The following is an 11,952-nucleotide window of genomic DNA, read 5'->3' as shown; positions in this document are numbered from 1 at the left end:
GAACCCATAACCAAGGAGAACGACCATGAAACCCCGCATGAACTTCTACCAGGCCGCCCCCGAAACCATCAAAGCGCTGGTGGCGGTCGAAAGCCAGATCACGGCAAGCGGCCTCGAGCAATCGCTGATCGAACTGGTCAAGACCCGCGCCTCGCAGATCAACGGCTGCGCCTACTGCATCAACATGCACACCGAGGACGCCCGCAAGCATGGCGAGACCGAGCAGCGGCTCTACCTGCTGAACGCCTGGCGCGAGTCGCCGCTCTACAGCGAGCGCGAGCGCGCGGCGCTGGCCTGGACCGAAGCGCTGACGCTGGTTTCAGAGACGCATGCGCCCGACGCCGACTACGAGGCGGTGCGCGCGCGGTTCACGGACAGCGAGCTAGTCAACCTGACCACGCTGATCGGCGCGATCAACGCCTGGAACCGGATCGCGATCGGCTTCCGCGCGGTGCACCCGGTGAAGGTGAAGGTCGCGGCGTGAGGGTGATATTGTTCGCCATATATTCCACTGTCATGCCCCGCTTCATGCGGGGCATCCAGTACGCCACGACGTCTCGGCTGAGTCACGAAGGTCTCTGGAATGCTGGGTCGCCCGGTCGAGCCGGGCGATGACAGCGCAAAGCGCGGCGCGACTGCTCTAAACCGCCATCGCCCGGGCGAACTCGACATAGATATCGCGCAGGCGATCGGTGATCGGGCCGACCTTGCCGCTGCCGACCTTCTTGCCGTCGATCGCGACTACGCCTTGCACGAAGACGGAGGCACTGGTGATGAAAGCTTCCTTGGCGGCAAGCGCTTCCTCGACCGTGAAGGCGCGCTCCTCGATGCGAAGCTGGCGCTCCTCGGCGAGCTTGACCACCGCCTTGCGGGTGCAGCCGGGCAGGATCTCGTTGCCATTCTGCCGGGTCACGATGACATCGTCCTGGGTGACGATGAAGGATGAGGACGAGCCGCCCTCGGTCACCTTGCCGTCCTCGATCATCCACGCCTCGCCCGCGCCGGCCGCAGCCGCAGCCTGCTTAGCCAGCACCTGCGCGAGCAGCGCCACGCTCTTGATGTCGCGCCGCTCCCAGCGGATGTCGGGCACCGTGATGACGTTGATGCCGGTCTTTGCCGACGGCGCGTTGATGATGTCCTTTTCCGAGGTGAACATCACCAGCGTCGGCTTGACGTCGGCCTTCGGGAAGGCGAAGTCACGACCCTTGTCGGCGCCGCGGGTAACCTCGAGATAGACCATGCCGTTGACGAGGTCGTTGCGCTTGACGAGCTCCTTCTGGATCTCCTCGATCCGCTCGAGCGTCTCGGGCAGCGCAAGCTGAATCTCGCCGACCGAACGCTTGAGCCGCGCCAGGTGCGAGGCGTTGTCGATCAGCTTGCCCTCGAGCACCGCGGCAACCTCGTAGATGCCGTCGGCGAACAGGAATCCGCGGTCGAACACCGAGACCTTGGCATCGGAATGCGGCACGAACGAGCCGTTGACGTAAGCGATCTTTTCCACGCGAGTTCTCCTGCGGACGAAGGGGGCTTTCAGGCCTTCGTATACGCAAATTGTTAACGGGGGAAAACCCCTGGAAGGAGCCAGTGGCCCATCCCCGTCATTGCGAGGAGCGACAGCGACGAAGCAATCTATCTATCCCGCACCCGCGGCACGATGGATTGCTTCGCTCCGCTCGCAATGACGAAAGAGGCTGCCGCCGGCCTCAGTGCTGCAAGATCTTCGACAAAAACTTCTGCGCGCGGTCGCTGCGCGGCTTGCCGAAGAAGTCGGCCTTCTTGGCATCCTCGACGATCTCGCCGCGGTCCATGAAGATCACGCGGTCGGCGACCTTGTTGGCAAAGCCCATCTCGTGGGTGACCACCATCATGGTCATGCCCTCGCGGGCGAGGTCGACCATCACGTCGAGCACCTCGCTGATCATTTCCGGGTCGAGCGCCGAGGTCGGCTCGTCGAACAGCATCGCGATCGGGTTCATCGCGAGCGCGCGAGCGATCGCGACGCGCTGTTGCTGGCCGCCCGACAATTCGGCCGGGAATTTCTTGGCGTGATCCTTCAGCCCGACGCGATCGAGCAGCTTCATGGCCGTGACGACGGCGTCGTCATGCTTGCGTCCGAGCACTTTCTCCTGCGCGAGGCAGAGATTGTCGATGATCCGCAGATGCGGAAACAATTCGAAGTGCTGGAACACCATGCCGACGCGCGAGCGCAGCTTCGGCAAATCGGTCTTGGGGTCATTGACCTTGATGCCGTCGAGGATGATGTCGCCACCCTGGATCGGCTCCAGCGCGTTGACGCATTTGATCAGGGTCGACTTGCCCGAACCCGACGGGCCGCAGACCACGACCACCTCGCCCTTGGCGACACTGGTGGTGCAATCCTTCAGCGCCTGGAAGCTCGGCCCGTACCATTTGTTGACGTGATTGATCTCGATCATGATGGCTCAGCTTGTTGTTCAGCGAACAATGGCAATTCGCGCTTGCAGGCGGCGCACACCATAGGACGCGACACAGGAAATGACGAAGTAGACCAGCGCGGCGAACAGGTACATTTCGACCAGGCGGCCGTCGCGCTGCGCGACCTTGCTGGCGGCGCCGAGGAAATCCGGGATCGACAGCACGTAGACCAGTGAGGTGTCCTGGAACAGCACGATGGTCTGCGTCAGCAGCACCGGCAGCATGTTGCGGAACGCCTGCGGCAGCACGACGTAACGCATGGTCTGGCTGTAGGTCAGGCCGAGCGCGTTGGCGGCGGCCGGCTGGCCGCGCGAGATCGACTGGATGCCGGCGCGCATGATCTCGGAGAAATAGGCCGCCTCGAATGCGATAAAGGTGATCAGCGAGGAGGCGAAGGCGCCGACCGAGATCGGCCGCGACGCGCCGGTCAGCCACTGCCCGATGTAAGGCACCAGGAAGTAGAACCAGAAGATCACCAGCACCAGCGGCAGCGAGCGGATGAAGTCGACATAAAAGCCCGCGATGCGCCCGAGCACCTTGTAGCTCGACAACCGCATCAGGGCGATCAGGGTGCCGAACACGAGGCCGCCGAACGCCGCGAGCGCCGTCAAGGTCAGCGTGAAGCGCATACCCTCGAAGAACAGATAGGGCAGCGAACGGCGGATGACGTCGAAATCGAGATTGCCGAGCATCGTTATTTGCCCGTGATGTAGCCGGGGATCGCGACATAGCGCTCGAGGAAGCGCATCGCGGTCACCACGACGAAATTAAGGAGAAGATAGAGCACGGTCGCCGCGGTGAACGCCTCGAACACCTGGAACGAGAACTCCTGCATCGAGCGGGCCTGGCCGGTCAATTCGATCAGTCCGATGGTGATGGCGACCGCACTGTTCTTGATGGTGTTGAGGAATTCGGAGGTCAACGGCGGCAGGATGATGCGGAACGCCATCGGCAGCAGCACGTAGCGATAGGTCTGCACCGTGGTGAGGCCGAGCGCGGTCGAAGCCTGCTTCTGCCCGCGTGGCAGCGAGCCGATGCCGGCCTGCAATTGCACGGCGACGCGCGCCGACATGAAGAGGCCGACGCCGACCGCGGCCGTCCAGAACGGAGCGTTCGGCAACTGCTTCATCCACAGCCCGGCGGATTTCGGTAGCAGCTCAGGCAGCACGAAGAACCACAGGAAGAGCTGCACCAGGAGCGGCATGTTGCGGAAGAACTCGACCCAGCAGAAGCCGATCCACGACGCCGTCCGCGACGGCAGCGTACGCAGCACGCCGATCACCGTGCCGGAGACCAGCGCGATGATCCAGGCGAGCACCGACACCTTGACGGTGACCACCAGTCCCGCCAGCAACATGTCGAGATAGGTGCCGGTCCCCATCGGGTTCGGCTCAAGAAAGATGTGCCAGTTCCAATTATAGTTCACAGGTCCCCCGCGCTCCCGCGCTGATCACGCATTACGCCGACATCGCGCGCGGCGTCTATGCAAATGTCCGGCCATTTTCCTCCAAAATGGCCGGACACGCTTATTTTCGGGACCCGCCCCGAGGAGCGACGGGTCATACCCAACCTTGCGGTCAGTTGACCAGATACGCATCCGGATCGGGTGAATCCGACGGCTTCGTGAACTGCTTTTTCAACTCCGGCCCGAGCGGCACGCTGAGGTTCAGGCCCTTCGGCGGGATCTTCTGGTTGAACCACTTGTCGTAGATCTTCTGGCCCTCGCCGCTGGTGTAGAGCGCCGCAGTGGCGGCGTCGACGACCTTCTTGAACGGCGCGTCATCCTTGCGCAGCATGATGCCGTAGGGCTCGGGCTTGGAGAACGCGTCCTTGGAGATGACGTAGTCGTCCGGCGACTTCGAGCCGGCGACGAGGCTCGCGAGCAGGATATCGTCCATCACGAAGGCGACCGCGCGGTCGGTCTCGACCATCAGGAAGGCCTCGGCATGATCCTTGGCCGGGATGATATTGACGCTCAGCCCGCGCGCGAGGTTGGCTTCGGTGAGCTGCTTGATGTTGGTGGTGCCGGCGGTCGAAACCACCGTCTTGCCCTTCAGGTCGTCGATCGAGTTAATCTTGCTCGCCTTCTTCGTGACGTAGCGGCTCGCGGTCAGGAAGTGGGAGTTGGTGAAGGAAACCTGCTTCTGGCGCTCGGCATTGTTGGTGGTCGAACCGCATTCGAGGTCGACGGTGCCGTTGGCCATCAGCGGAATGCGCGTCGCCGAGGTGACCGGGTTGAGCTTGACCTCGAGCTTGTCGAGCTTCAGCTCCTTCTTGATGGCATCGACGATCTTGTAGCAGATGTCCATCGCGTAGCCGATGGGCTTCTGGTTGTCGTCGAGATAGGAGAACGGGATCGAGGAATCGCGATAGCCGAGCGTGATCGCGCCGGTGTCCTTGATGTTCTTCAGCGTGCCCGTCAGCTCTTGGGCCTGCGCCTGGCTCGCGCCGAGCGCGGCGGCGAGCGCGAAGCCGATGAGATATTTGCGTGTCATACGTCTACTCCTTGCGTGGAAACGGTCGATTTACTGCGTGAGAATGTCGGCGAGGACGGGTGCGATGTAGCGGCGAAACTGTTCCGGATTCTCGCTCATCGGAAAATGACCGAGCTGTTCCATGATCGTGACGCTGGCGCCCCCTATAGCCGCTGCCGTCCGCCTCGTGTCCTCGGGCGTGCAGGAGAAATCATACTCGCCCGTGAGGAGATAGAGCTTGCATACTTTAGTATCGATTGACGCGACCCGGCCGCGCAGGTCGCCGTCGACACGGTAGAAATAGAGGTCGCCCTTGAACACGCCGGGACCGCCCTGCTTGTAGGCCCACAGCGTTTCCATCCGCGTAGCTTGCGGGCTTTGCGGCGCAATCAGCCCCGACACCAACGCGGCGCAGACCTCGCCGCCGTGAACGTCCGCCCGATTCAGCCAGTTGGTGTCATACCACGGCGCCTGGAAGTCGGCGGCCTCGAGCCCGACCAGCGCGCGGAACTCGACGGCATGTTCGATCGCAAGGTTGAGCACGATGCGGCCGCCAATCGAGCAGCCCATCACGACCGGCTTCTCCAGCGCGAGCGCACGGCAGAAGGCGCGGATGGTCTCGGTGTAGCGCGCAGTGGTGAGTTGATATTCATCGCCGGTCCAGCTCATCGGCGGATTCGACTTGCCATGCCAGGGCATATCGAAGGCGATGATGCGGAAATTTTCGGCAAATTGCGCGTCTGCGAGCAGATGCCGCCACTGCCGCGCGTCGGCGCCGGCAGTGTGCAGGCAGACCAGCGGAACGCCCTTGCCGTTCTCCTCGAAATAGATGCGGTGCAGCTCGCCTCCGATCTCGACGTGCACGTAGCAGCCGACCATCGGCTCGATATGACCGTTCATGATGGTGCCGCTCATGATACGGCCGCCGCGAAATGCTGCCGCGGCAGCGCCAGCAGGTCCTTGAAGTATTGCAGATGCGCCATGAAGGGATGCAGGTCGCCTTCCAGCACCGCCTCGCCGCGCTTGGTCAGCGCCAGCAGGTCATGCCAGCCGGGTTTCGGCTCGGCCTGCCAATAGGCGGCCCAGGCCTGCGGCGTCGCGCGATAGGCGAAGTGCCACGAGCGCATCAGGACCGGCGCCGGCGTCAGCTCGACGATCCGGCCGGCGCGGATGGCGGCATGAAACGGCCGCTCCATCGGGCCGATCAGGCAGTCGCAATCGAGCAACCGCCCGCGCGAGACCAGCGAGGGAGCCTGGTCGAGCAATGCAGGAAGGCCGGCAAACGCCATCGTCACAGCGTCGTCGGTGGCGTCGGGCGGTCGCGTCATCTGTCGGCGGCGTTCCTGCAGCGGGGCGGTGACATGATGACGGCAAGCGCGCGATCCCGCAAGGCGCCGATGCCCGCGGATGCCTTTGGATGCCGTTGGGTTCCCTGGATTATTCGCTTGACCAAACGCGGCATGCCGGTCCCACGCGCGCTCTACCCCGCCTTGACGCTACGCCCGGTCTTCGGCGCCTGGGCCATCGCGCGGGCCAGTACCTGGGCTTCCTTTTTCAGCATGTCGGCGAGCTCGGCCTCGCGACGGCGGATGCGGTCGGATGCGGCGCCGATCGAGAGCGCGGCGACCACCTCGCCGGCATCGTCGCGGACCGGCACGCCGACGCCGCCCATCCCGGGAAACGCGGCGTCGATCAGCACGGTGTGGCCGGCCTTGCGCGCCAGGCCGATCCGCTCGCGCAGGAATTTTGGCGTGATGCGCGGCGATTTCGCCAGCCGCGGCACGATCACCTCGATCACAGCCTCGATCTCGGCATCCGGCAGCCAGACCAGCAATGCCAGCGCGCCGGCGCCGACACCGAGCGGGCGGCGACTGCCGATCTGCAGATAGTTCGGCTGCAGCGGATGGCTGCCGACCGAGCGTGCCAGATACAGCGCCTCGACGCCGGAGCGCACCGACAACAGCGCCGTATCGGCGGAGCGCTCCGACAACCGCAACAGACTCGGCTGCGCCAGTTCGGCGATGTCGACCGAGCGGCGCGCGCCGACCGCCATCACCCGCGCCTCCTGGCCGAGCTCATAGGTCTTGGCGCCTGCGACCCGGCTGACGAACCCTTCCTCGATCAGCGAGTTGAGGATGCGCAGCGCGGTCGCCTTGTTCAGCGAGGTGGTATCGGCGATGTCGGTGAGCCGCAGCGGCGAGCGCTGCGCCAGCACGCGCAGGATCGCGCAAACCTTCTGGATCGCATTGAACTTGTCGGGTTGGCCCGGCTCCGGCAGTGGCCTCTTGCGGCTGGTCCGTGTGGTCGCAGTCGTGGAGGCGTTCATGCCTTGGCCTTCCTTGCCTCAATTCCAAATTCCTGAACCGGGCACGATGAAGGGACGGGCCCGGCAACATCATCCTAAGACGGATGACACGCGCCGGACACCGCATACTTTCGTCAGATGAAACTTTGATTTCGACAATTTACGCTGCTTTGCAGCAACAAGGGCATTTAAATTTCGTTTCACGAAATCAAGCCAGCCGCAACCGGCGGATCGTGAAGAGCGCCCACAGGCTGAGCAAGCAGACGCCGGTGAGGTAGTAGCCCGGCGCGAGATCACCGATCGGCGCGAAGCCACCCAGCCAGGTCATGATCGCCGGTCCCATGCCACCGAACAGTGTCACGCCGATATTGTAGCTGAGCCCGAGCCCGGTCGCCCGCGTCGCCGCCGGAAACAGTTCCGACATCAGCGCGGCGAGCGGCCCGTAATACAGCGACTTGAGAACGCCGAGCCAGAGCACGCCGAGCAGGATGATCACAGGCGTCGGCTTGCCGGTGAGCAGCAGGAAGGCCGGGAAGATCGAGACCAGCAACAGCAGCGCAAACAGGATCATGTGCGTGGTGCGCCCGATCTTGTCGGAGACGAGGCCGGCGATCGGCGCCAGCAGCGCGACCGCCGTCTGTGCGGCGAATGCGGCGATAAAGCCGACCGACGGCGCGAGGTTGAGCGTCTTCACCACATAGGTCGGCATGTAGACAATGAGGTAGTTGACCGCGGTCGACACCGCGAGCGCGCCGATCGCCAGCGTCGTGGCGAGCTTCTGCCGCGCGAACACTTCCGTCACAGGCGATTGCTGCTTCGCGGCCGGCGGCGGCGTCGCGTCGTCAACATGGTTGCGGATGTAGATGCCGACCGGGCCGATCAGCACGCCGAACAGGAACGGCAGCCGCCAGCCCCAGGACTGCAGGTCCTGCGAGCTCATCAGCGAGGTCAGCAGCGCACCGAAGCCCGCCCCTAACAGGCCGCTGACGCCCTGGCTGGCGAACTGCCAGCTCGCCACAAAACCGCGCCGCTCCGGCATGTGCTCGACCAGGAACGCGGTCGAGGAGCCGAACTCGCCGCCGGCGGAGAAGCCCTGCACCAGGCGGGCCAGCATCACCGCGATCGGCGCCAGGATGCCGATGGTCTGGTAGGTCGGCATCAGCGCCAGCACCAGCGTGCCCAGCGTCATCAGCACGATCGACAGCATCAGCGAGGCCTTGCGGCCGCGACGGTCGGCAAAGGCGCCGAGCACGACGCCGCCGATCGGGCGGATCAAAAACGACAGGCCGAAGCTGCCGAAGGTCAGCAGCAGCGAGGTGGTCGGATCATTGGCCGGGAAGAACGCCCTGGAGAGATAGACCGCAAAATAGGCGTAGACCGAGATGTCGTACCATTCGAGCGCGTTGCCGACCGAGGTCGCGACGATCAGGCGGGTGATGCTCTTCTTCGCGACAATTTCGGCTTCGGAGGTGAGCGGCGTCGATAGGGTCATCTAATTTCCTTGGCGAACTGGGCACCGGTCTCTCAACGTGTCATGGCCGGGCTTGTCCCGGCCATCCACGTCTGTCTGCGCGGAGGTCAAAGACGTGGATGCCCGGCACAAGGCCGGGCATGACGACTTGGGACGTGCATCACGCGTTGCGCGGTGCCTCGCCGAGATCCCAGAACAGGCCGGCCATGATGGTCAGCGCCTCCTCGGTGACCGGCAGCAGGATGTGCTCGTCGGGTGCGTGCTGCGAGCAGCCCGGATAGGAATGCGGCACCCAGATCGTCGGCAAGCCGAGGCCCTCGGAGAACACGTCGTTCGGCAGCGAGCCGCCGAAGTTCGGCAGCACGGCCGGCGCCTTGCCAGTGGTGGTGCGGATCGAGTTCGCTGCCCAGTCGATCCATGGGCTGTCCATGTTGGTGCGCGAGGCGCCAAAGCGCTGTGCGCCCGAGACCTCGACCATCGGAAAGCCGTTCTTGTGCAGATAATCGCGGACCCCATCGATCACTTCGAGATATTTCGTGCCGACGACGAAGCGGAGCTGCAGCACCGCGTTGGCCTTGCCCGGAATCGCGTTGGCAGGCTTCTCGATATTGCCCGACGACATCGCCAGCACTTCCAGCGTGTTCCAGGCATAGAGCCGCTCGGCCGCGGTCAAGCTCTCCTCGCCCCAATCTTCCGCCAGCGCCGGCTCGTCCGCCGTCGGCTTGATTTCGACGTCGGCGAGCGCGGCGCGGACGCGGTTCGAGATCGGCGGGGGTTTCAGGATGTCGAGCTTCATGCGGCCCTTGCCGTCGACCAGGCTCGCGATCGCATTCGCCAGGATCGTCGCCGGGTTGGCCAGCACGCCGCCCCAATTGCCGGAATGGTTGCCGCCCTCGCGCAGATTGACGTCAAGATGGATGCGGTTGCCGCCGCGGCAGCCGAGGAAGATGGTCGGCCGCTCCGCCGACAGCCGTGGCCCGTCGGAGGCAATGAACAGATCGGCCTTCAGCTCCTCGCGATGCGCCTCGCAGACCTCGCGCAGATCGGGCGAGCCGATCTCCTCGCCGGTCTCGATGATGAACTTGGCGTTGAAGCCGAGCTTGCCGCCGCGGGCCTGCTTCACCGCGCGCAGCGCAGCCATGTTGATCGAATGCTGGCCCTTGTTGTCGGCAGTGCCGCGGCCATAGACACGGTCGCCCTTGACCGTGGTCTGCCACGGATTGAGCCCGTCGCGCCATTCGCCGACCATGCCGTCGACGACATCGCCGTGGCCGTAGGTCAACACGGTCGGCCGCGCCGCATCCTCCTGGTAGTCGGCGATCAGATAGGGCCCGCGGCCGGTCGGCGACTCGATCAGGCGGGTCGTGAAATCAAGCTCGGCAAAGGCCGGCTGCAAATTCTCGACCAGATAGGCGCGCAGCGCACTGGCCTTGTCGGCATTCAGGCTCTCGGTCTGGTAGCCGACCCTGCGGTCCAGCTCCTTCAAGAACTGTCCCGATTGAAAATGCTCTCGCACATTTGCGATTGCGTCGGCCCGTGTCGCCATGATTGTTCCTTCGTCAGGTCGCGTCTTGATATGATCCCTTGGCATGAACCCGCCGGATAGCCGCATCGCAGATCCGGATCATGCTTCTGAAGAGGCGCAACCTATCGGGATCGGAACGCGACCGGAAGGGCGTGAAATGCGAATGGGCCTTGCCAAAACGGGGGAAGTCGCAACAAGTTGATGCAGGGACGCCCGGCATCGACCGGGCAGCAATCGAAGCGGCGCTCAAGGTTTCGACCAAGGTTTCGACAATGACAAAACAAATCCGGCTCAACGCCTTTGCCATGAACTGCGTGGCGCATCAGTCGCCGGGGCTGTGGACCCATCCGCGCGATCGCACCAAGGACTACAACAAGCTGTCCTACTGGACCGATCTGGCGAAGACGCTGGAGCGCGGCCGGTTCGACGGCCTGTTCCTCGCCGACGTGCTCGGCGTCTACGACGTCTATGCCAACAGTCCGGATGCGGCGCTGCGCAACGCGGCACAGACCCCGGCCAACGAGCCGCTGATGCTGATCCCGGCGATGGCTGCGGTGACGGAAAATCTCGGCTTCGGCGTCACCAGCAACCTCTCCTTCGAGCCGCCCTACCCGTTCGCGCGGCGGATGTCGACGCTCGACCATCTGACCGGCGGCCGGGTCGGCTGGAACGTGGTGACCGGCTATCTCGATTCCGCTGCGCGCGGCGCCGGCAAGGACAAGCAGGCCGCGCATGACGACCGCTACGAGCTCGCCGACGAATATATGGAGCTGGTCTACAAGCTCTGGGAAGGCAGCTGGGAGGACGACGCCGCGATCCGCGACGTCGCGCGCGGCATCTTCACTGACCCGAGCAAGGTGCATCGCGTGCAGCACGAGGGAGCCAACTACCGGCTCAACGCGATCCATCTCTCGGAGCCGTCGCCACAGCGCACGCCGGTGCTCTACCAGGCCGGCACCTCGCCGCGCGGCCGGCAATTCGCCGCCGAGCACGCCGAATGCGTGTTCATGTCGGGCCCGTCGTCGAAGGTGATCGGCCCACGGGTGTCGGCGATCCGCGAACTCGCCGCGGAGAAGGGCCGCAACCCGGCCGAGATCCTGATGTTCTCGATGATGTGCGTCGTGGTGGCGCCGACCGAGGCAGAAGCCAAGGCAAAGTATGCCTGTTATCGCAGCCATATCAGCCACGAGGGCGCACTGGCGCTGATGTCCGGCTGGACCGGCGTCGATTTCTCGACCTATTCGCTCGATCAGGAAGTGCGCCATGTGCAGAACGACGCCGGCCGCTCCGCGATGGACAACGTCACCCGCGCCGACCCCGATCGGGTCTGGACCGTGCGCGAGGTCGCCGAGCATGTCGGCATCGGCGGCGCCGGCCCCGTGGTGGTCGGCTCGCCGGAGCAGGTCGCCGACAAGATCGAGCAGTGGTTCGAGGACACCGACGTCGACGGCCTCAATGTCGCGTTTGCGATCTCGCCCGGCGATTTCGAGGATATCGCCGACATGCTGGTGCCGGAGCTGACCAGACGCGGCCGCTACAAGCGGGACTACGCCAAGGGCACCTTGCGCGAGAAGCTGTTCGGCGCGGGCCGCGCGAGGCTCGACGCGACGCATCCAGCGGGCCGGTATCGCGTCAAGACGCATATTGCTGCGGAGTAGACGACACCGCTCTTCCTCCCGTCATCCTGAGGTGCTCGCCCCTTCGGCGAGCCTCGAAGGATGCA

12 protein-coding genes are annotated in these 11,952 nt (G+C 64.4%); 2 read left to right on the top strand and 10 right to left on the bottom strand.

What is annotated here, in order from left to right:
• The first annotated feature begins 25 nt into the window (after positions 1-25).
• Entirely contained in the window at positions 26-484 is a 459-nt protein-coding gene (locus ABIB78_RS13485) for a carboxymuconolactone decarboxylase family protein (protein WP_429025009.1), read from the top strand.
• Positions 485-640: 156 nt separating this feature from the next.
• On the opposite strand, the gene ABIB78_RS13480 is transcribed toward ABIB78_RS13485, so the two are convergent.
• The 10 genes from ABIB78_RS13480 to ABIB78_RS13435 form a co-directional block, all read right to left on the bottom strand.
• Positions 641-1,501, bottom strand: a complete 861-nt coding sequence (locus tag ABIB78_RS13480; protein ID WP_429025007.1) for a D-amino-acid transaminase — start codon at positions 1,499-1,501, stop codon at positions 641-643.
• Positions 1,502-1,703: 202 nt separating this feature from the next.
• Positions 1,704-2,435, bottom strand: a complete 732-nt coding sequence (locus ABIB78_RS13475; RefSeq protein WP_429025005.1) for an amino acid ABC transporter ATP-binding protein — start codon at positions 2,433-2,435, stop codon at positions 1,704-1,706.
• Positions 2,436-2,453: 18 nt separating this feature from the next.
• Positions 2,454-3,146 (bottom strand): amino acid ABC transporter permease, encoded by a 693-nt coding sequence (locus ABIB78_RS13470; RefSeq protein WP_429025002.1) that lies wholly within the window; start codon positions 3,144-3,146, stop codon positions 2,454-2,456.
• 2 nt (positions 3,147-3,148) lie between these two features.
• Positions 3,149-3,880 (bottom strand): amino acid ABC transporter permease, encoded by a 732-nt coding sequence (locus tag ABIB78_RS13465; protein WP_229183736.1) that lies wholly within the window; start codon positions 3,878-3,880, stop codon positions 3,149-3,151.
• Positions 3,881-4,031: 151 nt separating this feature from the next.
• The gene (locus ABIB78_RS13460; protein ID WP_429025000.1) at positions 4,032-4,949 is read right to left on the bottom strand and encodes an amino acid ABC transporter substrate-binding protein; all 918 of its coding nucleotides are present in this window, start codon (positions 4,947-4,949) and stop codon (positions 4,032-4,034) included.
• A gap of 30 nt (positions 4,950-4,979) precedes the next feature.
• Entirely contained in the window at positions 4,980-5,843 is an 864-nt protein-coding gene (locus ABIB78_RS13455) for an alpha/beta fold hydrolase (RefSeq protein WP_429024998.1), read from the bottom strand.
• The gene (locus tag ABIB78_RS13450) at positions 5,840-6,256 is read right to left on the bottom strand and encodes a hypothetical protein (RefSeq protein ID WP_429024995.1); all 417 of its coding nucleotides are present in this window, start codon (positions 6,254-6,256) and stop codon (positions 5,840-5,842) included. The genes ABIB78_RS13455 and ABIB78_RS13450 overlap by 4 nt, the downstream gene beginning before the upstream one ends.
• A 152-nt stretch (positions 6,257-6,408) precedes the next feature.
• A complete protein-coding gene (locus ABIB78_RS13445; RefSeq protein ID WP_429024993.1) occupies positions 6,409-7,254 on the bottom strand; it encodes an IclR family transcriptional regulator in 846 nt (281 codons plus the stop codon).
• Between the two features lie 187 nt (positions 7,255-7,441).
• Entirely contained in the window at positions 7,442-8,725 is a 1,284-nt protein-coding gene (locus ABIB78_RS13440) for an MFS transporter (RefSeq protein WP_429024991.1), read from the bottom strand.
• 139 nt (positions 8,726-8,864) lie between these two features.
• The gene (locus ABIB78_RS13435; RefSeq protein WP_429024989.1) at positions 8,865-10,250 is read right to left on the bottom strand and encodes a M20 family metallopeptidase; all 1,386 of its coding nucleotides are present in this window, start codon (positions 10,248-10,250) and stop codon (positions 8,865-8,867) included.
• A gap of 251 nt (positions 10,251-10,501) precedes the next feature.
• Between ABIB78_RS13435 and ABIB78_RS13430 the strand changes: the two genes are divergently transcribed.
• The gene (locus tag ABIB78_RS13430; RefSeq protein ID WP_429024988.1) at positions 10,502-11,887 is read left to right on the top strand and encodes an LLM class flavin-dependent oxidoreductase; all 1,386 of its coding nucleotides are present in this window, start codon (positions 10,502-10,504) and stop codon (positions 11,885-11,887) included.
• Positions 11,888-11,952: the final 65 nt, after the last annotated feature.

This window comes from Bradyrhizobium sp. I1.14.4, assembly GCF_050435825.1.
In the GTDB taxonomy this organism is placed as follows: Bacteria; Pseudomonadota; Alphaproteobacteria; order Rhizobiales; family Xanthobacteraceae; genus Bradyrhizobium.
This window is presented reverse-complemented; position numbering and strand designations above follow the sequence as displayed.